Genomic DNA, 22,410 nt, shown 5'->3' with positions numbered 1-22,410 from the left:
GCAACGAGTGACAGAGCTTGGGTCAGACCAGATCGAGCGGCTGGTGCGGTTCGGACGGGTAGACGACCTTCAGCTGGTCGCCCGGCCGGACCACTCCGCCTTGGTTCACCACGGACATCACGCCGGTCAGGCGCACGACCTCGCCGGCAGCGTCCTTGTGGAGCATCGTCTTCAGCAGCCCCTTGCGGAACTTGTTGATCTGCGTGCACGGGTTGCGCAGGCCGGTGAGGGTGACGACGGCGGTGTCGCCCAGGTGGAGCTCGGTGCCGGTGGGCAGGTTGAGCAGGTCGACGCCGTCCGTCGTGACGTTCTCGCCGAGATCGCCCGGGCCGACCTCGTAGCCGGCTTCAGCCAGTACGGCGAACAGCTCGGCCTGGATCAGGTGGACCTGGCGCAGGTTGGGCGCCGAGGCGTCGAGCTTGATCAGGTGCAGGTGCTGGACGGTGGCGCCCGAGTGCGCGTCGCCTTCGACGCCGATGCCCTCGATCAGCGTGATCTCGGGCACCGGCGGCTTGCTGAACCGGTGCCGGGTGTCGTGGTTGACCGAGTGGACTCTCACCCGTCCAGCTTAAGGAGATGGCACGCCGCCTGCTGCGACACAGCGGCGGGCAGGATCTCCAGCGGCTCCGTGCGGCACTCCGCGACGACCACCTGGCAGCGCGGGTGGAAGCGGCAGCCGGACGGGATCCGGGTCGGGTCCGGCGGCTCGCCGGTGAGCACGATCTTCTCCGGCGACTCGGGCAGCACCGACAGCAGCGCCTTGGTGTACGGGTGCTGCGGGTTCTGCAGGACTTGCTCGGTCGGCCCGGACTCGACGATCCGGCCCAGGTACATCACCGCGACCCGGTCGGCGATGTTCCAGGCCAGCCCGAGGTCATGGGTGACGACCAGCGCGGACAGCCCGAGCTCGTCGCGCAGCTTGAGCAGCAGCGCGAGGATCTCGCCGCGGACCGAAGCGTCGAGGGACGCGACGGGCTCGTCGGCGATCAGGACCTGAGGGTTCAGAGCAAGCGCGCCCGCGATCACCACCCGCTGGCGCTGACCGCCGGACAGCTCGTGCGGGTAGCGCAGGAAGAACCGCTCCGGCGGCCGCAGACCGGCACGGGAGAGCGCGTCGGCGACCACCTTCTCCTCGTCCGGCAGCTTGTGGATTCGCGGGCCCTCGGCAACGGCTTCGTACACGGTCTGCCGCGGGTTGAGGGAACCGGTGGGATCCTGGAGGACGAGCTGGACCTGACGCCGGTAGGACTTGAGGTCGCGAGGCCGGTAGCTCAGGGGCTCGTCGTTGTAGAGGACCTGGCCGCCGGCCGGCCTTTCCAGCCCGAGCAGCGTCCGCGCGAGCGTCGTCTTGCCGCAGCCGGACTCGCCGACCAGCGCGACGATCTCGCCCGCGCCGACGGCCAGGTTCACCCCGTCGACGGCCCGCGCGCGCCGTCCGCGGGCCGCGAACTCGACCGACAGGTTCCTTGCCTCGAGCATCAGGCCTCCCCGACCAGCACGCACGCCGCCGTACGCCGGTCGCCCGCCGGCCGCAGCTCGACCTCGACCGTCGAGCACGTCTCCAGCGCCACCGCGCAGCGCGGGTGGAAGACGCAGCCCGGCGGCAGCGCGGCCGGGTCCGGTGGATCGCCGCCGAGTCCCTTCGGGGCGAGCCGCGACGCCGGGTCGCCGATCGTCGGGAACGCCGCCGACAGGGCCCGGCTGTACGGGTGCGCGAACGCACCGCTCGACGGACCGGCCTCGACCACGCGGCCGGCGTACATGACCGCGAGCCGGTCGCAGAGATCGGCGAGTACGGACAGGTCGTGGGAGATCATCAGCAGCGCGATGTCCTCGGCGGCGACCAGCTCGCGGATCAGCGTCAGGACCTGCGCCTGGACCATGACATCCAGAGCGGTGGTCGGCTCGTCGGCGATGATCAGGCGCGGCTCGCAGGCCAGCGCCATCGCGATCATCACTCGTTGCCGTTGGCCACCACTCAGCTCGTGCGGGTAGCTCTTCGCGCGCCAGGCCGGAAGGCCGACCTGGTCGAGCAGCTCGGCGACGCGCTTGCGGGCCTTCTCGGGGGCCGCGAGCTTGTGGACGAGCAGCGGTTCGGCGATCTGCTCGCCGACCCGGCGGACCGGGTTGAGGCCGTGCTGGGCGCCCTGGAAGACGATCGACGCCTCGGCCCAGCGGACCGCGCGGAGCTTGCCCCAGGACATGGTCAGGACGTCGTCGCCGTCGAGCAGGATCTTGCCGCCGACCCGCGCGTCGCGAGGGAGGAGGCGGAGGATGGCCATCGCCAGCGAGGACTTGCCGGAGCCGGACTCGCCGACGACGCCGAGAGCCTCGCCGGCGTTGAGATCCAGCGAGACACCTCGGACAGCAGGAACTTCACCACCACCAGAAATTCGGTAGGTGACCGACAGCTCGTCGAGTTCGAGGAGGCTCATCGGGCACCCCGCAGCCGCGGGTTCAGCACCGTCTCCAGCGCTCGCCCGCAGAGCGTGAACGCCATCACCACCGCGACGATGCACAGACCCGGTACGAGGATGTACCACCACGCGCCCGATGTCGCCGCGCCCCAGTCGTACGAGCCGCGCAGCATGGTCCCCCAGGAGGTCTTGTTGGCGCTGATCCCGAGAAAGGCCAGCGTGGACTCGGTGACGATCGCGCTCGCCACCTCCAGCGTGGTGCTGGCCAGCAGCAGCGGCGCCACGTTCGGCAGCACGTGCCGGGTGGCGATGTGCCAGTGCCCGCCGCCGAGCGCGGTCGAGCGTTCGATGTACGGCCGGGCCTCCACCGCGAGGGTCTGGGCGCGGATCAGGCGCGCGGTCGACGGCCACGAGGTGACACCGATCGCGACCACGATCGTCGCCGTACTGCCGCCGAGGATCGCGGCCAGCACGAGCGCGGTGACCAGCGACGGCAGCACCAGGAACCAGTCGGTGATCCGCAGTACGACCGCGCCGATCCAGCCCCGGAAGTGCCCGGCGACGATGCCCAGCACGGTCCCGATCACCATGCTCAGCAGGGCCGCGAGGAAGCCGATCAGCAGCGACGTCCGCGATCCCCACCAGATCATCAGCAGCACCGACCGGCCGGACTCGTCGGTGCCGAGCGGCGCGTCCCAGCTCGGCGGCGCCATCTTCTCGCCGGTCCCGCTGACCACGTTGGTCACGCCGGAGTCGATGAACAGCGGCGCGATCAGCGCGAGCAGGACGGCCACGACCAGAATCGCCAGGCCGGCCACACCGGCCCGGTGGTGCCGGAAATCGGCCCAGAACCGTTGCAGGGAACGCTTCCGCCGGGTCCAGGTGACACTCATGCGGACCTCACCCTCGGGTCGAGCAGGTGGTAGACGACGTCGGCGAGCGTGTTCATCACGATCACCGAGACCGTGATCAGCAGGAAGGTGCCCTGCATCAGCGTGAAGTCCGGCACCCGGATCGCCTCGTAGAACAGCTGCCCGAGGCCCGGCCAGCTGAAGATCGCCTCGACCGTGACCGCGCCGCCGACGACGAAGCCGATCCGCATGAAGACCAGCGTCACGGTCGGCAGCAGCGCGTTCGGTACGGCGTGCTTACGGCGTACGTCGTCGTCCTTGAGGCCCTTCGCGCGGGCCGTGGTGACGTAGTCCTGGCCGACCTCGTCGAGCACCGAGGACCGCATCACCAGCAGGTACTGGGCGTACACGACCGCGACCATCGTGAGGCACGGCAGCACCATGTGCTTGGCCACGTCGAGGATGTAGGCGAAACCGTCCGGCGCGTCGACGCTCTCGATGCCGCGGGTCGGGAAGATTCCCGGGATCGGGCCGACGCCGGCCGCGAACACCATCAGCAGCAGGAGCCCGAGCCAGAACGTCGGCACCGACCACAGCACCAGCGAGATCGCCGTGGAGAACTTGTCGAACCTGCTCCCCGGCTTCCAGCCCGCGCGGGCGCCCTGCCAGATCCCCAGGCTGACCGCCATCACCAGCGCGGTCCCGGTGAGCAGCAGCGTCGAGCCGATCCGCTCCCCGATCAGGTCGAGCACCGGCCGCTTGTACTCGTACGACGTCCCGAGGTCGAACTGCACCGTCTGCTTGACGAACTGGAAGAACTGCTCGGGCAGCGACTTGTCCAGCCCGAGCCGGTGCCGCTCCAGGTCCAGCTGCTCCGGGGTCATGTTCCGGCCCTGCGCGAGCGCACGGACCGGGTCCCCCGGCAGCAGCCGGAACAGGAAGAACGTCGCCACGATCACCATCGAGATGCTGAGCAGAGCCCCACCCGCCTTGCTCAGGGCGTACCGCAGCATGCCGTGGCGGGCAGGGCTCTCCTCCAGTTCCTGGGTGGCCGAAGGGGCGACTGTCATTCGCGGTCGTCCGCGGCCTTGCCGTTGCGGCGCAGGAAGAGCAGCACGACGCCGGCGAGTACGACGACACCGATGCCTGCGCCGACGATCAGACCCGTGTTGGTCCCGCCCTCTTCCGCGGTGTCGGCGGTCACCGCCTCGACCGTGTAGAACGGCCAGTAGCCGCTGCCGCCGTACAGGATGCCGTTGACCTCCGGGATCGGCGTGATGCTGGCGATCCGGTCCTTGCGGTAGCCCTCGAGGTCGTTCGGGTAGTAGAGCGCGATGACCGGAGCGTCGGTGTAGAGCCGCTCCTCCATCTGCTTGATGATCCCGGCCCGCTTGGTCCGGTCCAGCTCCTTGAGCTGCTGCTGGTAGAGCTGCTCGAACTGCGGGTCGCAGTAGAACGACTCGGTGCCGCCGCCCTCACCGGACGCGGTCGGGCGCCGGCTGCACAGGTGCGTGGCCAGCACCTCCTCCGGGTCGGGGTTGACCGACCAGCCGCTGATGGCGATGTCGAACAGGGCCGTCGTACCGGTCTCCTCGGTGAACTTGCTGGAGTCCAGCCGCTTGGTGGTCAGCGTGATGCCGAGCTCCTTGAACCACCCGGTCAGGTACTCCGCGAGCTTGTCCTCGATCGGGGTGTCGGTGTGGATGCTGAACCGGAACTGCAGCTTGCGCGAGCCGTCCGGCATCGTTCTGATGCCATCGGCCCCCTTCTTGTAGCCCGCGGCATCGAGGATCCCGTTGGCCTTGGCCAGGTCGAAGCTGATCTTCTTGTCGCCCTCGGCCTGCCAGAAGAAGTCCTTGTACATCGGCGGCACGATCGAGCCGTCGGCCGGCTTGGCCAGCCCGTTCTGCACCTCGTCGACCAGTTTCTGCTTGTCGATCGCGTAGTGCAGCGCCTGCCGGACCTTCGGGTCCTTCAGCGCCGGGTGCCCGTCACCGATCGGCTTGTTGTCGCTGGTGGTCGCGCCGTGGTTGATCTGCAGGTACGACGACCGCCGGCCCTCGTTGTTCCACTGCACCACGTTCGGGTCGCCCTTGAGCGCCTCGAAGTCCGGCGGCGCGAGCCGGCCGAGCAGGTCGATGTCACCCTTCTTCAGGCCGACCACCGCGGCCGCCGGGTTGTCGTAGAAGATCACCTGCAGCTCGTCGATCTTCGGCGCACCCCGCCAGTACTCCGGGTTCGCCTTCAGCTTCACGTACTGGTCCTTCTTGTGCTCGACCGCGACGTACGGGCCGCTGCTCACCGCCGGGTAGGTCTCGGCGTCGAACTTGCCGATGTCGCCGACCTTCTCCCAGACGTGCTTGGGCATGATCGGGACCGGGTTCTCCAGCATCGAGGCCTGCGGCGACTTCAGCTTGATGGTGAGGTCCTGGCCGGACGCCGTGACGCTCGCGAAGTTCTCCACCGCCGGGCCGTTCGCGGTCTTCGCGCCGTCGTCGGTCATCATCTTGTTGAACGTCCAGGCCGCGTCGTCGGCGGTGATCGGCTGCCCGTCGGACCACTTCGCCTGGCGGATCTTGAACGTCCAGGTCAGCCCGTCCGGCGACGTCGTCCAGGACTCGGCCAGGTCGGCGCTCGGCTGCAGCGTCTTGGCGTCCGGCACGGTGAGGAACCCGTAGGTCCACCGGAAGATCGAGGTCGACACCAGCCGGACCCCGAGGAACGGGTTCATCGAGTCCATCGACTGGGTCGCGCCGACCCGCACGACCTTGGCCTTGCCCGGTTCGGCCGCCTGCGCCGGCGCCGTCCCGATCGCCAGCAGCGCCACCGCCGCCAGCCCCGCGAACCACTTCCTCATCTGCCACGCACCTTCCACCCAGAAGCGCTTGTGTTAGAGAGAAAGCCACACCAATTCGAGGTTCACTGTCAACAAGTTACCTAGGTTCGTTCCCGAGCTGAGATGGAACCAAGTTCCATAAATTCCCATCCAGACCACTGTTGGACTGGTAAACGTTTGCCCTATGGTGAGCCAACGCATGCGGACAGTGATTACCGCCCCGAATGACTATCCGATGAGGTGCCCCCATGAGACGAACCCTTCGCGCGCTCTGCGCAACCGCCGCCGTCGTGGCCGGTACGGCGATCGCGGTGCCGACCGCCTCCGCCGAGGTCGAGCCCGGCGGCTGGACCAGCTACTCGCCGTCGTTCACCGAGCAGGAACGCGGCTGCGGCCAGATCAACGGGCTGACCTTCCAGCTCACCTGCTCGACCGGCAGCGGCGACCAGCGCGCCGAGCGCCGCTACGCCACCTACTCCAGCGGATCCCGCCAGTTCGAGGGCTACTTCCGGATCAGCTCGATGGGCGGCACCCGGATCTCGCTGAAGCAGACCTTCAACGAGAGCGCCGCCGGGCCGTTCTTCATGCTCGCCGTCGAGCGCGGCGGCCGGCTCTACCGGGTCGGCGGCGACACCATCCAGAACGGCGCGGCCCCGGTCGGGACGACGGTCCGGGTGAACACCGTGCACGTCGTCGGCAGCGGCCACCGGACCTACATCAACGGGTCGCAGCGGCACAGCATGGGCAGCCCCGGCGGCAACTTCTACGACAAGTTCGGCTCCTACCGGACCGACAGCGGCTCCGGCCCGATCACCACGGTCTGGAGCGGCGTGAAGTTCTGGCGGAAGTAGTGCTCCGACTCGCCGTCGCTGCACTGGCGGTGGCTGCGCTGACCGGTTGCTCGGCAACCGGTCAGCCGGCCGCCACCGGTCTCCAGCTCACCGCCACCCTCACCTCACCGGTCGACATCACGCTCGACTGGTCCGGTACGCCGGACGCCGCGACCAGCACGATCGTCGAGTTCGCGACCGAGCAGGACGGGCAGTACACGATCCTCAACTTCCTCGGGCCGGATCAGCACACCTTCCAGCACCCGGACCTGATGCCGAAGACGCCGTTCTACTACCGGGTCACGCCGGTGCTCGGCCCGGCCTCCGAAGCGGTCGCCGTTCAGTTGCCCTCGACAACGATCTTCCGGGCCGAGAGCAAGCAGGCCCAGCCGGGATCGGTGCGCGCAGAGGCCGGTACGCCGACCGACGTGGCCGTGAAGTCGGCCGGCGGCGACCTGGTCCGGGTGACCTGGAAGGACAACGCCACCGACGAGGAAGGCTTCCTGCTGGAGATCAAGCCCGACGGGCAACCGGCGTACCGGGTGGCGGGTTTCATCGACCCCGGCACGACCTTCACCGAGCTGAGCACGCTCCCGTCCGAGCGCAAGGCGTCGTACCGGATCAGGGCGTTCTACCGTGGCCCGGCGTCCAACCTCGCCCACCAGACCACGGGAGGGACCCTTTAGTGCTTGGCGTTGCGTGACCAGCTGAAGCAGTAGACACCGAAGCAGGCCAGGCCGAGCGCCATCACGGTCAGCAGCACGGTGCCGAACGGCTGGTCCTTGATCGTGCGCATCGCGGTGTCGAGGCCGCCGGCCTTGCTCGGGTCGTAGTCGATCGCGGCCCAGGCGAACAGCGCGCCGACGACGAAGAACGCGACGCCCTTGGCGGCGTACCCGACCCGGCCGAGCCGGATCGTGGTGCGCGAGACGCCACCGACCAGGTCCTCGGTGAACTTCGTCGTGTACGCCTTGTACAGCTGGCGAACACCGACGCCGATGATGACCAGCCCGATCAGTACGACGAGCACCCGGCCGGCGCCGTTCTCCATCAGCTTCGCGGTCATCGACTGCTGGTTGGACTTGCCGCCGCCACCCGACCCGACCGCGACCCTGATCGCGCTGACGCCGAGCACGAGGTACATCCCGAGACGACCGGCCGACGAGACCTTCTTCTCGGTGTCCAGGTGCCCGTACGCGAGCTCGAGCCCCTTCCAGACCACGAGCGCGAAGAGTCCCAGCGCGACCACCCAGAGCAGCACGCCACCGAGCGGTTTGTCGGCGAGCTCCTGCAACGCGCCCTGCTGCGAGGCTTCCTCCGACGACTTCCCGAAAGCGAGCTGGAGCGCGATCCACGCGACCAGCAGGTAGACGACGCCGTACGCGATCAGCCCCACGGTGATCGCATAGTCGTACACCCGGCTGTTCTGGGCCTGACTGGCGGTGCTCATCCTGCTCCTCACGACGTGGCTGGCGGTCCCCGTCCTGCGGATCACGTACCCCGCCCTAAACGATCAGGCCGAGACTGGAGCGGTCGCCTCGCGGTCGGCTTCCTCGACGTCGCCGTACTCGCCGAGCCGGACCGCCCGGCGACCCAGCGTCCACACGTAGACGAAGAACGCGACCTCGACGACGATGCCGACCCCCACCCGCACAGCGGTCGGCAGCGGCGACGGTGTCACGAAGGCCTCGATCATCCCGGTGATCAGCAGGATCACCGCCAGGCCGATCGCCATCCCGACCGTCGCGCGACCGGTCTGGGCCAGTGCCTGCATGCGGGTCCGTGGACCGGGCGCGATCCATGACCACCCGAGCCTCAGACCCGCGGCCGACGCCACGAACACGGCGGTCAGCTCGAGCAGGCCGTGCGGGGTGATCAGGCCGAAGAACACGTCGCCCTTGTCGTGGCCGATCATCACGCCGGCGCTGACCCCGAGGTTGGTCGCGTTGCTCCACAGCACGAACGCCACCGGCACGATCAGTACGCCGATCGCCAGCACGGCGGCGGAGATCGTCGCGTTGTTGATCCAGACCCGGAGCGCGAAGTCCTGCGCCGGGTTCTCGGAGTAGTACGACGCGAAGTCCTTGTCGACCAGCTGCTGGATCGCCTCCGGCGGCGCGACCGAGTCGAGCACATCGGGGTTCACCAGGATCCGCCACGCGACCCAGGCGGCGACCAGGTAGAACAGCAACCCGATCGTGAGCCACCAGCGGCGGGAGACGTAGAGAGCCGCGGGGAAGCTGACCAGGAAGTACCGCGAGATGTCGCGCCAGACCGGAGCCTGCGCACCCGTCACCGCGCCGCGGGCGTCGGCGATCAGGCCGGAGAGGCGACCGACGGTCACCGGGTCGGCACCGGCCGCCCGGAGCGCGGCCATGTGGGTGCCGACGCGCTGGTAGAGCTGGACCAGCTCCTCGGCCTCGGCGCCGGTCAGGCGGCGCTGCCGGCGGGTGAGCGCGGCCAGCCGGTCCCACTGCGGCTGGTGGACCGACACGTAGGCTTCGACGTCCATCCCCCGGCCTTCCTGTCCGTGTCGCCCCGGCGTACCCGTGGTCGGTCGAGTGTCCCGCATTTCGGGGTCGGATGACCTGGGATAGGCGACACTAGTGCCCTGCGTCGGGGATTGTTTGAGCGATTGCGGTGTTCAGGTGCGTGCATCGCGGTGCTGGACGGGCGTCCTCGATGCGAAGCATCGTGGATGCTCGGCCAGTGCCGCGAGGTGCGTGCCTGGGCGCCGCAAGCGCCAAAGAATCCCCGACGCAGGGCACTAAGCTGTCTCGGGAGATGTGGGAGGGGGCGAGGGTGGCTGAGCTGGTCACGGGGGAAGCGGTTGTCCTGCAGGTGCGGATCGCCCGGATGCCGACCCGGGCGCTGGCCTGCGCGATCGACTTCACCCTGCAGGTGATCGTGCTCGTCGTCCTGTTCCTGACGCTGTTCGGCTTCCTGCTCGGCGGCGCGAGCGAGGCGCTCGGGGTGGCGCTGGTGTTCGTCGTACTGCTGCTGGTCCTGGTCGGCTACCGCGTGGTGATGGAGACGCTGACCCGCGGCCGGACGGTCGGCAAGATGCTGCTCGGTCTGCGCGTGGTCCGCGACGACGGCTCGTCGATCCGCTTCCGGCACGCGCTGGTCAGGTCGCTGCTGTGGATCTTCGTCGACTTCGCGCCGTGGTTCGCGGCCGGCCCGGGGATCGTCGCGAGCTTGATGAACAAGCAGGGCAAGCGGATCGGCGACATGGTCGCCGGGACGGTCGTGATTCGCGAGCGCCACCAGCCGATGGCGTCGCCGCCGCTGTTCGTGCCGGGTCATCTGGTGCAGTGGGCGCAGTCGCTGGAGCTCTCGCGGCTGTCCGACGATCTGGCCAACACGTCGCGCGAGTACCTGGCGCGCTACAAGGAGCTGGAGCCCGCGGCGCAGGTCGCGCTGGGCGATGCGCTGGCGTTCAAGGTCGGCGGCCTGACCGCACCAGCGCCGCCGGTGCCGATCTCGTCCCCGGCGTTCCTGTCCGCAGTACTGGCCGAACGCCGGCGCCGAGAGCTGGATCGCTTGGCGGCTCATCGTCCGGCTGCACACACTGGACCGTTCGCACCGCCGAACCCCTACACCCAGTACCAACCTGCGTACGGCGGACCACCTCAAGTAGTTGTTCCTCCGCCCGTACCTCCTCGTGGTGAGCAGGTGAACCCCCAAGGCTGGCACGCCCCCGGCAGCGGGGAATCGAGCCAGTGGTTCTAGTCTTGCGACCATGTCGCAGCAACGAATCGACTGGACCGGTTGGCTCGCGCGGTGGGACGACCAGCAGGCCGGCTACCTGCCCGACCGCGAGGAGCAGTTCGCGCTGATGCTCGACGTCGTGGAACGGATCACCGGTACGCCGGCCCGCTTCCTCGACCTCGCCTGCGGCCCCGGCTCGATCTCCGCCCGGGCGGCTGAACGCTTCCCGGCTGCGGAGATCACCGGCGTCGACCTCGACCCGTTCCTGCTGGAGATCGCCCGGCAGGCCGTCGCCTCCGACCGGGTGAGCTTCGCCGAGGCCGACCTGCGCGCGCCCGGCTGGGACGGCGTACTGGGTGATCAGTCGCTCGACGCCGTCTGCTCGGCCACGGCCCTGCACTGGCTCGACCCCGCGGACCTGACCACGCTGGCCCAGACCCTGGCCCAGCGCATCCGCCCCGGCGGCATCTTCCTGAACGCGGACACGATGCGCCTCGGCCCGACCGAGGTCCCGCGCCTCGACGCCCTCGCGGTCGAACTGCGCGACCAGATCTGGTCCACCTCGCACGCGAACGGCGTCGAGGACTGGGAGACCTGGTGGAAGGCAGCCGCCGCCGAGCCCGCGTTCACCGCCCTGCTGACCGAGCGCGAGACCCGCTTCGCCGACCGCCACAAGGGCCGCGACATCACCCTCACCGACACCGTCGAGGCGTTCCGCAAGGCCGGCTTCGCCGAGGTCGCGGTCCTGGGCCAGGTCGCCGACAAGCACCTGTTCGCCGCGATCCGATGAGCTGCGGCGGCTACGACCTGCTGATCTCCCGCCCGGTCGACGGGGCGGAGCTCCGGCCGTTCCTGCGCGACACCTTCGCGGTCACCGACGCCGACCTGTTCGTCGCCCCCGCCGACCGCGTCGACGACGAGCTCGCGGGCGTCCCGCCGGACCTGGTCTTCGCCGCCTTCTGCACCTGGGAACCCGTCCAGGGCCACTTCGCGGCCAGCCTCACCCTCGGCGTCGACGCCGACCGCACCCGCCACCTCGACCACCTGGACTTCGCCACCCGCTTCGCCGCGCACTTCCGGGCGATGGTCCTGTACGGCGACACCGAACCCCCGGGCCTGTGGACGGTGATCCTTGCCGACGGCACCCGTCTGCTGGCCGCGATGGACGAGGACGACGACCGCTTCACGCTGACCAGCGCGTCGGCCGCCGTACCGGATCTGCCCGACGTCACCGTCGTACCCGGTACCGCAGATGAGTCGCCTCCGGTGTGTCGATGACCCGAACGATCTCCAGCTCGATCAGCTCCGGCAGTACGTCGAACAACCGCCGCCCCTGACCGAGCAGTACCGGGATCTGGTGCAGCTGGATCTCGTCCAGCACGCCCGCCTCCAACGCGCGCGACGCCGTGTAGCCGCCGCGGACCTGCACGTCCTTCCCACCCGCGGCCGCCTTCGCCTGCTCCATCGCGCTGACGATCCCGTCCTGCACGTAGGTCACCAGCGGGTACCCCCAGCGCGCCGCCGGACTCGGCGGCCGGTGGCTCGGCACGAAGATCGGTACGCCGTTGTGGTCCCCACCCCAGTGGTCCATCAGCTCGGCGGTCCGGCGCCCGGCGACCACCGCACCGCACGAAGTCCACTCGTCGAGGAACTCCCCCTCCGGCCAGTTGTGCAGCCGGTGGTCGTCCTCGCCACCGAGGTAGTCGTTGAGATCCGCGATGTACCCGTCCAGGGACACCGACATGTCGAGCACCGATGCGGCCACGGCCAAGCTCCTTTCGTACGGCGCGAGCGCGCCGCGGATGTGCTCAGCCTGCGCCGGACCGGCGGCCGGCAGAAGGTCCAATCCGGGCGACCGGCAGTGGACCACTCGCGCCGCTGACCACGCCAGGCAGCGCGAAGGCGCCCCACCCCGGAGGGTGAGGCGCCTCGAGCTACGGCGTACTGGAGGAACTCAGTAGCGGTAGTGGTCCGACTTGTACGGGCCCTCGACCGGGAGGCCCAGGTACTCGGCCTGCTCCTTGGTCAGCTCGGTCAGCTTCACGCCGAGCGCGTCGAGGTGCAGCCGGGCGACCATCTCGTCGAGGTGCTTGGGCAGCACGTAGACGTCGGTCGGGTACTCGGCGGTCTTCACGAACAGCTCGATCTGCGCCAGCACCTGGTTGGTGAAGGAGTTCGACATCACGAACGACGGGTGACCGGTCGCGTTGCCCAGGTTCAGCAGGCGGCCCTCGGACAGGATGATGATGGTGTGACCGTCGGCGAAGCGGAACTCGTCGACCTGCGGCTTGATGGTGACCCGCTCGACACCGTCCAGCTTGTACAGGCCGGCCATGTCGATCTCGTTGTCGAAGTGGCCGATGTTGCCGACGATCGCCTGGTGCTTCATCTGCGCCATGTGGTCGGCGGTGATGACGTCCTTGTTACCGGTCGTGGTGACGAAGATGTCGGCGATCCCGACGACGTCCTCGAGCGTGGTGACCTGGTAGCCGTCCATCGCGGCCTGCAGCGCGCAGATCGGGTCGATCTCGGTGACGATGACCCGGGCGCCCTGGCCGCGCAGCGACTCCGCGCAGCCCTTGCCGACGTCGCCGTAGCCCGCGACGACGGCGACCTTGCCGCCGATCAGGACGTCGGTGGCGCGGTTGATGCCGTCGATCAGCGAGTGCCGGCAGCCGTACTTGTTGTCGAACTTCGACTTGGTGACCGAGTCGTTGACGTTGATCGCCGGGAACAGCAGCTGGCCGGCCTTGTGCATCTCGTACAGCCGGTGCACGCCGGTGGTGGTCTCCTCGGTGACACCCTTGATGCCGGCGCCGATCGTGGTCCACTTGTCCTTGCTCTGCTCCAGCGAGCGGGTCAGCAGCGCCAGGACGACGGCGAACTCCTCGGACTCCGCGGTCGACGGGTCCGGCACGGCGCCGGCCTTCTCGAACTCGGTGCCCTTGTGGACGAGCATGGTGGCGTCGCCGCCGTCGTCCAGGATCATGTTCGGGGCGTCACCGTCCGGCCAGGTCAGCGCCTGCTCGGTGCACCACCAGTACTCCTCCAGCGTCTCGCCCTTCCAGGCGAAGACCGGGACACCGGCCGGGGCGTCCGCGGTGCCCTCGGGGCCGACGACGACCGCGGCGGCCGCGTGGTCCTGGGTGGAGAAGATGTTGCAGGAGACCCAGCGCACCTCGGCGCCGAGGGCCGTCAGCGTCTCGATCAGCACGGCGGTCTGGATGGTCATGTGCAGCGAGCCCATGATCTTCGCGCCGGCCAGCGGCTTGCTCTCGCCGTACTGGGCGCGCATCGCCATCAGACCCGGCATCTCGTGCTCGGCGAGCCGGATCTCCTTGCGACCGAACTCGGCCAGTCCGAGGTCTGCCACCTTGTAGTCGAACGTCATGCGGTTGCCGCTCCCTGAGGGTGTCGGTTGGTGAGGTCTTCGCCGACGAGGCTAGCGGTAAGGCGACCCTGCGTGACCCACCGAGTGGCGGTTCCTGACACCGAAATGTCAAGATGTCGGCATGCGCATCACCGAGGCCGCCAAACTGCTGGGCACCACCGCACGGATGCTGCGCTACCGCGAGACCCTGGGCCTGCTCCCGCGCACCCGCACCAGCCGCTCGGCCCAGCGCCAGTACGACGACCGCGACCTCGCCGCGGTCAAGCTCGCCCTCGAGCTCGAGCACCGCTACGACGTGACCCCGGCCGCCCTCGCGTTCGCCCTGAAAGCCCTGGCCGAACCCTCGGTCGCCGCCGACCTCCGCAACCTCGGCTACCGCACCGGCCGCCTGACCACACCCCCGAGCCCCGCCGAGATCGACCGCGAGCGGGCTCTCAGGTGGCTGGGCCGCTCCGGCGTCCTCCCACCCCCGGCCCAGCGCCCTCGCTGACCCACCTGCTCGGCACCCAACCGGTACCTCGGACACCAACTGGGGGCCTCGGACACGATATTTCGTGTTCAAGGCCCCCAGTTGGTGTCCGGGGTGACCGGTTCCGCGCTGGAGCTAGTGGGAGGGCGCCTCGGGGACAGCCGGGCGCTCTTCGCGGACGTAGCCCTCGACGTAGATGTCGGGCTCCAGGTAGATGTGCTGCGACATCGGCTCGGCTTCGCGCACCGCGGCCTCGGCCGCGTTGATCGTCGCCGCGACACCGGCGGCGTCGGAGCCGGGCTCGACCGCGACCTTCGCGGCGACCAGGACCTCCTCCGGGCCCAGGTGCAGCGTCTTGATGTGGATCAGCTTCTGTACGCCGGGCACGCTCTCGATCGCGGCGATGATCTTCTGCTGGGCCTCCCGCGTCGCGGACTCGCCGAGCAGCAGGGACTTCATCTCGATCGCCAGGAAGATCGCGACCACGACCAGCAGCGCGCCGATCGCCATCGAGCCCGCGCCGTCGAACACACCGTTGCCGGTGGCAAGGGTCAGGACGACGCCGATCAGCGCCAGCACCAGACCGGTCAACGCGGCGAAATCCTCGAGCAGGATCACCGGCAGCTCCGGCGAGCGCGCGTTGCGGATGAACCGCGACCAGGACACGTGCCCGCGGACCTTGTTCGCCTCGACGATCGCGGTCCGGAACGAGAACGACTCCATGATGATCGCGGCCACCAGGACGGCGACCGGGACCCACTTCCAGTCGTCGATCCCGTGCGGGTCGTGGATCTTGTGGTACCCCTCGTACAGCGCGAACAGCCCACCGACGCTGAACAGCACGATCGCCACGATGAACGAGTACACGTAGCGTTCCCGGCCGAAGCCGAACTGGTGCAGCTCGTCGGCCTGCCGCTTGGCGCGCTTGGCGCCGACCAGCAGCAGCACCTGGTTGCCGGCGTCGGCCAGCGAGTGGATCGCCTCGGCCAGCATCGAGGCCGACTGGGTCAGGCCCCAGGCGGCGAACTTGGTGATCGCGATTCCGGTGTTCGCCAGCAGTGCCGCGACGACGGCCTTGTTACCGCCACCAGCCATGTGGGTCAGTCCTCCAGCAACTCAGGGGGGCCAAAGATTTCGCCGAAGTGGTTCAGCGAGCGGACACGACGAAGGCCGTGCCGGAACCACGCAGGCTACAGGGTCCTTCGGGTCCTCGAAGGAACGCCGACTGACCACCGGACAACGCTTCGGTCTCGTCGGTGCCCTCGGCACCCACCGTCACGTCGCCGTCCACCACCGCAACGATCCGGGCACCCTCGGCCGGTACGACGACAGCCCCGCCGGTCAGGTCCACCCGCCGGACCGCGAAGTACGGACTACCGGTCTCGTACGCCGTGACGCCCGGCGCGACGGCAACACCGTGCAGCACAGGATCGGCCAGCGGTTCGAAGTCGACCACCGACACCAGCTCCGGTACGTCGATGTGCTTGCTGGTCAGCCCGCCGCGCAGCACGTTGTCGGAGTTCGCCATCACCTCGAACCCGGTCCCGCGCAGGTAGGCGTGCACGTTGCCCGCCGGCAGGTACACCGACTCGAACCGCTCCAGCCGCACCCGGTTGAGCAGCAGCGCCGCCAGGACGCCCGGGTCGTCGGGGAAGTCGACCGCAAGCCGAGCGAGCGTTTCCACCTCGAGTGCGAACTCTTGTCCGGTGTACCGCTCACAAGCTTCGGCCAGCGCGGCGACCAAGGGACGGATCGAGTCCCGGTCGCTGCCCATGAAGTCCGTGAACGCCTCCCGCAGCTTGCCGTCGCGCAGCGCGGCGGTCAGCTCCTCCAACGCAGGAGCACCGAGCGCGTCGAGCAGCGCGACCGTCCGGTCCAGCGGCCGGAAACCGACCAGCGCGTCGAACGGCTCCACAGCGATCAGGATCTCCGGCTTCGGCCAGGAGTCCTTGTAGTTGCGGTCGGCCGCGTCCCGCGGGATCCCGGCCTCCTCGTCGCGCCGGTACCCGTCGACAGCCTGCTCCGGTGACGGATGCGCCTGGATCGACAACGGCTGCGCCGCCGCCAGGATCTTGGCCAGGAAGGGGAAACGCCCGTCGAACCGCTCGGCCGTCTCGTCACCCAGAACCTCAGCAGGCGCTGAAGACACCAGGTCGTACAGCGACTCCCCCGACGCCAGCACCGACGGCGCCGACTCGTGCGCGCCCATCCACAGCTCGGCCTGGGGCTTGCCGTCCGGCTCGACCCCGAGCAGCGCCGGGATCGCGGTCGGCGATCCCCACGCGTAGTCGCGCACGGTGTTGCTGAGCCGGACTACCACCCTGTCACCACACTCTTCCTAGTACTGGGAAAAACCATCACCAAGCCGGGTCGACGGCCGGGTTGCCCGGGACGATCGGCGTCTCGGTCGCCTCGGTGCCGTACCGGCCCAGACCGATCCCCAGGTACGCCGCGGCGTACCGGCCGTGCTGCGTCAGCGCCGCGTACCGCGCGATGTCGGTGCCACTGGCCTGCGTGACCACGTGCACCCGGACGTCGTGCCGCTCGGCCTTCTCCTCCAGCTGGCGCCGGTGCTCGGCGACGCCCGCGTCCTCGACGCCGTCGTCCAGGATGACCAGGCCGGGACGCAGGTCGTCCGGCTGGTCGAACGGGTCGGCGAACAGGTCGCGCGGCGGCTGGTTCAGCACCGGCAGCAGGTGACCGGCGTCGGCGGCGAGCGCCGGACGGCCGCTGGCCAACCGCAGGGCCTCGACAACACGACGAGCCGCACGAGCGGCGAGAACCGATCCACCCCAGACCAACGGCATCGCGTCCGCGAGCATCAGCGACAGATCCTTCGCCGGGTTCGACGCGACGTCGTTGTTCGGCGAGCACTCGATCGCGACGTCGTCGAGCAGCGTCGCCACCGCCTTGGCGTCGACGACCGGCCCGAGCTCCATCTGGTGCAGCCCCTGCAGCACGGCGACGGCAGCGGCGAGCTGGTCGTCGGACTGCGACGGCAGGCGGATCGCGTGCCGCGAACCGGCCGAGGCCTGGGCGATCGGCGAGTCCGCCGGGCAGGCGACCATCAGACCGCTGCCCCGGCGAACGGCCTCGGAGGCGGCGGACATGGCTTCCTGGTCAGCGGCCGTGCCGCCGAGCACGATCACCAGGTCGAGCGGACCGGTCCAGCCCGGGAGCCCCGGACCGGGCCAGGCCACGAACGGCACCGGGCAGACCGGCTCCAGCACCGCGCGGACCAGACGGGCGTCCCGGCCGGCCGCGACGATCGCACGCGGGCGGAAACCGTCGGAGTCGAGCTTCGACAGCACCTCCTCGGCGGCGTCGATCTCGGCCCGGACGCGGGCTCCGGCACCGGCGAGCCGGCGCAGCAGGTGGTCGGTCGCCTCGAGCGCGGCGGGGTCGTCCAGCCGCGAGTCGTCGAAGGAGCTCATCAGTGGGTTTCGGCCTCTTTGGTCTCGCGGGCCTCGTCGATCAGCAGCACCGGGATGTCGTCGCGGACCGGGTAGGCCAGCGCGCAGGCGGCGTTGGTGCAGACCAGCTCGTTCGCCTCGTCGTCCACGCGGAACTCCGAGCGGCACTTCGGACAGACCAGGATGCTCAGCAGGTCGGGGTCCAGGTTCACTGCCATCAGTTCTTCTCCTCCACCGGTGCACCGGTGATCAGGGCCAGTACTTCGTCCCGGACACGCTCCATGGTGGCGGCGTCCCCGGCCTCGACGTTCAGCCGCAGCAGCGGCTCGGTGTTGGACGCGCGGACGTTGAACCACCACTGTCCCGCGTCCACGGTCAGACCGTCCAGGTGGTCAACGGTAGTCCCGTCCCGCCCGGCGTAGGTGTCCTCGATCGCGGCGACCGTGGCGGCGGCGTCGTCGACCCGGCTGTTGATCTCGCCGGAGGCGACGTACCGCTCGTACTCGGCGAAGACCTCGCTGGCCGGCTTGTCCTGCTCGCCGAGCGCGGCCAGCACGTGCAGCGCGGCCAGCATGCCGGTGTCGGCGCGCCAGAAGTCGCGGAAGTAGTAGTGCGCGGAGTGCTCGCCACCGAAGACCGCGTCGGTCTCGGCCATCTGCTGCTTGATGAACGAGTGCCCGACCCGGGCCCGGACCGGCGTCCCACCGTGCTCGGTGATCAGCTCCGGGACCGCCTTGGACGTGATCAGGTTGTGGATCACCGCGGAGCCCGGGTGCTTGGCCAGCTCGCGGACGGCGACCGCGCCGGTCACGGCGCTCGGGGAGATCGGCTGGCCGAGCTCGTCGATCACGAAGCAGCGGTCGGCGTCGCCGTCGAAGGCGAGGCCGAGGTCGGCGCCGGCCTCGACGACCTTGGCCTGCAGGTCGACCAGGTTCTTCGGGTCCAGCGGGTTCGCCTCGTGGTTCGGGAAGTTGCCGTCGAGCTCGAAGTACAGCGGCACGATCTCGACCGGGCCGGTGGCGAAGACGGCCGGCACGGTGTGCCCGCCCATCCCGTTGCCGGCGTCGACGACCACCTTGAGCGGGCGGATCGCGGACAGGTCGACGAGGTCGTGCAGATGGTCGGCGTACGCCGTGAGCAGGTCCTTCTTGGTGATCTTGCCCGGCACCGGAACGCTCGGGGTCGGCTCACTGACGGTCTTGGCGACCAGGTCCGCGATGTCGCGCAGCCCGGACTCGGCACCGACCGGCGAGGCGCCGGCGCGGCACATCTTGATCCCGTTGTACTGCGCGGGGTTGTGGCTCGCGGTGAACATCGCGCCGGGCAGCTGGAGCCGGCCGCTGGCGAAGTACAGCATGTCGGTCGACGCCAGCCCGATCACGATCACGTCGGCGCCGGTACTGGCCACGCCCTCGGCGAACGCGGCCGCGAGCGCGGGGCTGGACGGGCGCATGTCGTACCCGATCACCACCGACCCCGGGCCGGACAGCACGTCCAGCACTTCGACGAACGCGGCACCGGTCGCCCGGGCCACCGACTCGTCGAGCTGGTCGGGGACGACCCCGCGTACGTCGTACGCCTTGAAGATGGCAGCTACGTCAACCATGCCCGGACTTTATCCGGCCGGAGGCGTGCCCCGCTCACGAGGCACGCCTTGGCTGTGGACAACTCAGTTCTCGAACCACCCGGGGTTCTTGCGGTGGTGGACCGTCGGGAGCTGACGCGGCGACGTCGGCGCGGCCCAGCGGACGGCGTTGCCGAGGATCGTCTGGACCTCCGGCTGGTGGTACGTCGGGTACTCCTGGTCGCCGGGGCGGAAGTAGAAGACCCGGCCCTGGCCGCGGCGGTAGCAGCAGCCGGAGCGGAACACCTCGCCGCCGGAGAACGAGCTGACGAAGACCAGCTCGTCGGGCTGCGGGATGTCGAACAGCTCGCCGTACATCTCCTCGCGCTCGATCACCAGCGGGTGCGGGACCCCCTGCGCGATCGGGTGCCCGGCGGCGACCGTCCAGAGCAGCTCGCGGTCGTTCTCGGAGCGCCAGTCCAGCGAGCAGGTGGTGCCCATCAGCCGGATGAAGATCTTCGAGAAGTGCGCCGAGTGCAGCGCGATCAGGCCCATCCCGGACAGCACGTGCTGCTGGACCCGGTCTACCACGGCGTCGTCGACGTCGCCGTGCGCCGCGTGGCCCCACCAGGTGAGCACGTCGGTGTCGGCCAGGATCTCCTCGGTCAGGCCGTTCTCGTCCTGCTGCAGCCAGGCGGTCCGCACGTTCGCGTCCTCGCCGAGCTGGGCCCGGACGGCGGCCGCGATCGTCTCGTGCATCGTGTCGGGGTAGACCTTCTGGACCGACGCGTCGCGCTGGTCGTGGACGTTCTCGCCCCACACCGTGACGTTAACCATTGAGCACAACCTCTCGTCCCGCCTTCGCCGAGGCGTAGCAGGCGTCGATGACCTGGGTCCGGAGCAGCGCCTCGGAACCGTTGTGGGACGTCCAGTCGCCCGCCCGGACGATCGCGACGAACTCGCTGACCACCGCGCGGTGGCCGAGCCCGGCGCCGGTGGCCGGACGGACCTCGGCCGGGACGCCGCCGACGTCGGTGAAGATCCGCAGCGTGTCCGTCGTGGTGTAGTTCTGCACCTCGATCTTGGCGCCGCCCTCGGTGCCGAACAGCTCGATCCCGAAGTTGTCACCGGGAGCCCGGTACGTCGCCCAGCTGGTCTCCAGCTGCAGCGCGCCGCCGCCCTCGAGCCGCAGGTACGCCGTGGCCAGGTCCTCGACCTCGAACTTCGAGCCGAGGGTGTCGACGGTCGGCCGGATCGTGCTGCTGGCGCTGCCCCGGCCGCGCGGGCCGAGCTCGGCGAACGTGTCCGCCGTGACCGTGGTGATCGTCGGCTCGTTCAGCAGGTGCAGCGCGAGATCCAGGATGTGCACGCCGAGGTCGATCAGCGGTCCGCCGCCGGACAGCTCGCGGTTGGTGAACCAGCCGCCCATGCCGGGGATGCCGTTGCGGCGCATCCAGTGCGCCTTGGCGTAGTAGATCCGGCCGAGCTGGCCCTCGTCGATCTGGTGCTTCAGCGCCGCGACGTCACCGCGCTCGCGGTGGTTGAAGATGACCTTCAGCACCTTGCCGGCCTTCTTCGACGCCTCGACCATCGCCAGGCCCTCGTCGACCGTGCGGGCCAGCGGCTTCTCGCAGAGCACGTGCAGCCCCTGCTCCAGCGCGGCCAGCGCGATCGGCGCGTGCAGCTGCGTCGGCGTACCGATGCTGACGGCGTCCAGGCCGTCGTACTGCAGGAGGTCCTCCCACTTCTCGTAGAGATGCGGTACCCGGTGCTTCTCGCCGAGCTCGGCCAGGGTGTCCTTCTCCAGCCCGGCCAGTGCCACCACCTCGACGTCCGGCAGCTCCGAGAACGCTTCGAGTGCGGTCCGCCCGGCAAAGCCGAGACCGACCACTCCGACCCGTAGTTTTTGATCGTTCACAGGTCAGGAGTCTTGTCAGTACTTGCACGCCCGGTCAACCCGGTTCCCACGCTGCGGAACAGTTTCCCCATCGAGTGGAGAAAATCAGCCCTGCTCGGTGTTCCCCTGGTTCGCGGTGTTGCCCGGGTCCTGCAGCATCCGCAGGTGCCCGCGGCGGGCGACCTCGACCGGAGCGCCCGGCGTGGTGGACCCGGGACGGCCGGTCTCCCGCGGCGGCAACGGCCGCGCGGCTTCCCGTACGGCGTTCGCGAGCGCCTCCAGGTCGTCCGACGAGGGGCCGGCGGCGGCCGGGTCCGGGGCGAGCCGGATCACTTCCCAACCGTTCGGCGCGGTCAGCCGGTCGGCGTGGTCGGCGCAGAGGTCGTAGCAGTGCGGCTCCGCGTAGGTGGCCAGCGGGCCGAGGACGCAGGTGGAGTCGGCGTACACGTACGTGAGCGTCGACACCGCCGGCCGATGACAGGCGGCGCGCGAACAGATCCTGGCGATGCTCACGACCAGACGTTACCCCCACTAGGCTGAGCGCGTGACCGAGGCTCGCCGTCATCGCAGGCACATCGACCGGCACGGCCGGGGCATGCTCGGGCCGATCAGCCGGCCCAGCAGCTTCGCGCCGCGCGGACTGCCGCTGCAGCGCTCCGCCGCCGCGCAGTTCGACGAGGTGGTCGCGATCGAGGTGACCCGGCTGGAGAAACGGCTGCCGCAGGTGGTGGCCCGGGTCGAGTTCGCGATCGAGGACGTGCCGAACCTGGACGCGCACGCGGGCGAGATCCCGCTCACGCACTCCACCGGCGGCACGTCGCACGAGCCGTACCGGATCGTCGTCTTCCGCCGCCCGATCGAGCTCCGCGCCGAGCGCTCCGGCGCCGGACTGGCCTGGCTGGTCCGCTCGGCACTGGTCCTGGAGCTGGCCGACGTCCTGGCGCTGTCCCCCGAGCAGATCGACCCGGACTTCGACGCCGAAGAAGACTGAGCCTGCAGGTAGGAGCATCCGCGCTGACTTGAAGTAGGTG

General features: G+C 69.6%; 25 protein-coding genes. 7 read left to right on the top strand and 18 right to left on the bottom strand.

Features of this window, described 5'->3' with window-relative positions:
• Positions 1 to 22: 22 nt before the first annotated feature.
• The 6 genes from AB0M01_RS34230 to AB0M01_RS34205 are packed head-to-tail and all read right to left on the bottom strand — an operon-like array spanning position 23 to position 6,125.
• A complete protein-coding gene (locus AB0M01_RS34230; protein WP_363676636.1) occupies positions 23 to 559 on the bottom strand; it encodes an MOSC domain-containing protein in 537 nt (178 codons plus the stop codon).
• Positions 556 to 1,479 (bottom strand): ABC transporter ATP-binding protein, encoded by a 924-nt coding sequence (locus tag AB0M01_RS34225; RefSeq protein WP_363676635.1) that lies wholly within the window; start codon positions 1,477 to 1,479, stop codon positions 556 to 558. Before AB0M01_RS34225 ends, AB0M01_RS34230 begins: the two co-directional genes overlap by 4 nt.
• On the bottom strand, positions 1,479 to 2,435 hold the full coding sequence (locus tag AB0M01_RS34220; protein WP_363676634.1) for an ABC transporter ATP-binding protein: 957 nt from the start codon (positions 2,433 to 2,435) through the stop codon (positions 1,479 to 1,481). The genes AB0M01_RS34225 and AB0M01_RS34220 overlap by 1 nt, the downstream gene beginning before the upstream one ends.
• Entirely contained in the window at positions 2,432 to 3,310 is an 879-nt protein-coding gene (locus tag AB0M01_RS34215; protein ID WP_363676633.1) for an ABC transporter permease, read from the bottom strand. Before AB0M01_RS34215 ends, AB0M01_RS34220 begins: the two co-directional genes overlap by 4 nt.
• The gene (locus tag AB0M01_RS34210) at positions 3,307 to 4,338 is read right to left on the bottom strand and encodes an ABC transporter permease (RefSeq protein WP_363676632.1); all 1,032 of its coding nucleotides are present in this window, start codon (positions 4,336 to 4,338) and stop codon (positions 3,307 to 3,309) included. The genes AB0M01_RS34215 and AB0M01_RS34210 overlap by 4 nt, the downstream gene beginning before the upstream one ends.
• Positions 4,335 to 6,125, bottom strand: coding sequence for an ABC transporter substrate-binding protein (locus tag AB0M01_RS34205; RefSeq protein ID WP_363676631.1), 1,791 nt, complete (start codon positions 6,123 to 6,125; stop codon positions 4,335 to 4,337). Before AB0M01_RS34205 ends, AB0M01_RS34210 begins: the two co-directional genes overlap by 4 nt.
• A gap of 227 nt (positions 6,126 to 6,352) precedes the next feature.
• On the opposite strand from AB0M01_RS34205, the gene AB0M01_RS34200 reads away from it, so the two are divergent.
• Together AB0M01_RS34200 and AB0M01_RS34195 are read left to right on the top strand one after the other, a co-directional pair.
• A complete protein-coding gene (locus AB0M01_RS34200; RefSeq protein WP_363676630.1) occupies positions 6,353 to 6,955 on the top strand; it encodes a hypothetical protein in 603 nt (200 codons plus the stop codon).
• Complete coding sequence (locus tag AB0M01_RS34195) at positions 6,955 to 7,620, top strand: hypothetical protein (RefSeq protein WP_363676629.1); 666 nt, start codon at positions 6,955 to 6,957, stop codon at positions 7,618 to 7,620. The genes AB0M01_RS34200 and AB0M01_RS34195 overlap by 1 nt, the downstream gene beginning before the upstream one ends.
• On the opposite strand, the gene AB0M01_RS34190 is transcribed toward AB0M01_RS34195, so the two are convergent.
• Both AB0M01_RS34190 and AB0M01_RS34185 read right to left on the bottom strand, forming a co-directional pair.
• On the bottom strand, positions 7,617 to 8,384 hold the full coding sequence (locus tag AB0M01_RS34190) for a DUF1206 domain-containing protein (RefSeq protein WP_363676628.1): 768 nt from the start codon (positions 8,382 to 8,384) through the stop codon (positions 7,617 to 7,619). The two genes, AB0M01_RS34195 and AB0M01_RS34190, sit on opposite strands and share 4 nt — an antisense overlap.
• Before the next feature lie 63 nt (positions 8,385 to 8,447).
• Entirely contained in the window at positions 8,448 to 9,446 is a 999-nt protein-coding gene (locus AB0M01_RS34185; protein WP_363676627.1) for a stage II sporulation protein M, read from the bottom strand.
• A gap of 290 nt (positions 9,447 to 9,736) precedes the next feature.
• Between AB0M01_RS34185 and AB0M01_RS34180 the strand changes: the two genes are divergently transcribed.
• The 3 genes from AB0M01_RS34180 to AB0M01_RS34170 are packed head-to-tail and all read left to right on the top strand — an operon-like array spanning position 9,737 to position 11,923.
• Positions 9,737 to 10,666, top strand: coding sequence for an RDD family protein (locus AB0M01_RS34180; RefSeq protein ID WP_363676626.1), 930 nt, complete (start codon positions 9,737 to 9,739; stop codon positions 10,664 to 10,666).
• A gap of 10 nt (positions 10,667 to 10,676) precedes the next feature.
• Positions 10,677 to 11,435, top strand: a complete 759-nt coding sequence (locus AB0M01_RS34175) for a class I SAM-dependent methyltransferase (RefSeq protein ID WP_363676625.1) — start codon at positions 10,677 to 10,679, stop codon at positions 11,433 to 11,435.
• On the top strand, positions 11,432 to 11,923 hold the full coding sequence (locus tag AB0M01_RS34170) for a hypothetical protein (protein ID WP_363676624.1): 492 nt from the start codon (positions 11,432 to 11,434) through the stop codon (positions 11,921 to 11,923). Before AB0M01_RS34175 ends, AB0M01_RS34170 begins: the two co-directional genes overlap by 4 nt.
• Here the strand turns inward: AB0M01_RS34170 and AB0M01_RS34165 are convergent.
• Positions 11,874 to 12,410 carry a dihydrofolate reductase family protein gene (locus AB0M01_RS34165; protein ID WP_363676623.1) on the bottom strand — a complete coding sequence of 179 codons (537 nt, stop codon included), beginning with the start codon at positions 12,408 to 12,410 and terminating at the stop codon, positions 11,874 to 11,876. The two genes, AB0M01_RS34170 and AB0M01_RS34165, sit on opposite strands and share 50 nt — an antisense overlap.
• A 189-nt stretch (positions 12,411 to 12,599) precedes the next feature.
• A complete protein-coding gene (ahcY, locus tag AB0M01_RS34160; RefSeq protein WP_363676622.1) occupies positions 12,600 to 14,036 on the bottom strand; it encodes an adenosylhomocysteinase in 1,437 nt (478 codons plus the stop codon).
• 121 nt (positions 14,037 to 14,157) lie between these two features.
• Between ahcY and AB0M01_RS34155 the strand changes: the two genes are divergently transcribed.
• Positions 14,158 to 14,526 (top strand): MerR family transcriptional regulator, encoded by a 369-nt coding sequence (locus AB0M01_RS34155; RefSeq protein ID WP_363676621.1) that lies wholly within the window; start codon positions 14,158 to 14,160, stop codon positions 14,524 to 14,526.
• Between the two features lie 114 nt (positions 14,527 to 14,640).
• On the opposite strand, the gene AB0M01_RS34150 is transcribed toward AB0M01_RS34155, so the two are convergent.
• From AB0M01_RS34150 to AB0M01_RS34115, 8 genes are all read right to left on the bottom strand, one after another.
• A complete protein-coding gene (locus AB0M01_RS34150; RefSeq protein ID WP_363676620.1) occupies positions 14,641 to 15,600 on the bottom strand; it encodes a cation diffusion facilitator family transporter in 960 nt (319 codons plus the stop codon).
• A gap of 52 nt (positions 15,601 to 15,652) precedes the next feature.
• On the bottom strand, positions 15,653 to 16,825 hold the full coding sequence (gene manA, locus AB0M01_RS34145; protein ID WP_363676619.1) for a mannose-6-phosphate isomerase, class I: 1,173 nt from the start codon (positions 16,823 to 16,825) through the stop codon (positions 15,653 to 15,655).
• Between the two features lie 37 nt (positions 16,826 to 16,862).
• Complete coding sequence (locus AB0M01_RS34140; RefSeq protein WP_363676618.1) at positions 16,863 to 17,939, bottom strand: SIS domain-containing protein; 1,077 nt, start codon at positions 17,937 to 17,939, stop codon at positions 16,863 to 16,865.
• On the bottom strand, positions 17,939 to 18,136 hold the full coding sequence (locus AB0M01_RS34135) for a Trm112 family protein (protein ID WP_363676617.1): 198 nt from the start codon (positions 18,134 to 18,136) through the stop codon (positions 17,939 to 17,941). The genes AB0M01_RS34140 and AB0M01_RS34135 overlap by 1 nt, the downstream gene beginning before the upstream one ends.
• The gene (locus AB0M01_RS34130) at positions 18,136 to 19,524 is read right to left on the bottom strand and encodes a phosphomannomutase/phosphoglucomutase (protein WP_363676616.1); all 1,389 of its coding nucleotides are present in this window, start codon (positions 19,522 to 19,524) and stop codon (positions 18,136 to 18,138) included. The genes AB0M01_RS34135 and AB0M01_RS34130 overlap by 1 nt, the downstream gene beginning before the upstream one ends.
• Positions 19,525 to 19,587: 63 nt before the next feature.
• Positions 19,588 to 20,319 (bottom strand): ThuA domain-containing protein, encoded by a 732-nt coding sequence (locus AB0M01_RS34125; RefSeq protein WP_363676615.1) that lies wholly within the window; start codon positions 20,317 to 20,319, stop codon positions 19,588 to 19,590.
• A complete protein-coding gene (locus AB0M01_RS34120; protein WP_363676614.1) occupies positions 20,312 to 21,400 on the bottom strand; it encodes a Gfo/Idh/MocA family oxidoreductase in 1,089 nt (362 codons plus the stop codon). Before AB0M01_RS34120 ends, AB0M01_RS34125 begins: the two co-directional genes overlap by 8 nt.
• A gap of 84 nt (positions 21,401 to 21,484) precedes the next feature.
• On the bottom strand, positions 21,485 to 21,892 hold the full coding sequence (locus AB0M01_RS34115; protein ID WP_363676613.1) for a DUF3499 domain-containing protein: 408 nt from the start codon (positions 21,890 to 21,892) through the stop codon (positions 21,485 to 21,487).
• Positions 21,893 to 21,923: 31 nt separating this feature from the next.
• On the opposite strand from AB0M01_RS34115, the gene AB0M01_RS34110 reads away from it, so the two are divergent.
• Positions 21,924 to 22,370: a metallopeptidase family protein gene (locus AB0M01_RS34110; protein ID WP_363676612.1), complete on the top strand. Its 447-nt coding sequence runs from the start codon at positions 21,924 to 21,926 to the stop codon at positions 22,368 to 22,370.
• The last annotated feature ends 40 nt before the right edge of the window (positions 22,371 to 22,410 follow it).

The sequence above is a fragment of the Kribbella sp. NPDC051770 genome (genome assembly GCF_040681455.1).
Lineage (GTDB): Bacteria > Actinomycetota > Actinomycetes > Propionibacteriales > Kribbellaceae > Kribbella.
This window is presented reverse-complemented; position numbering and strand designations above follow the sequence as displayed.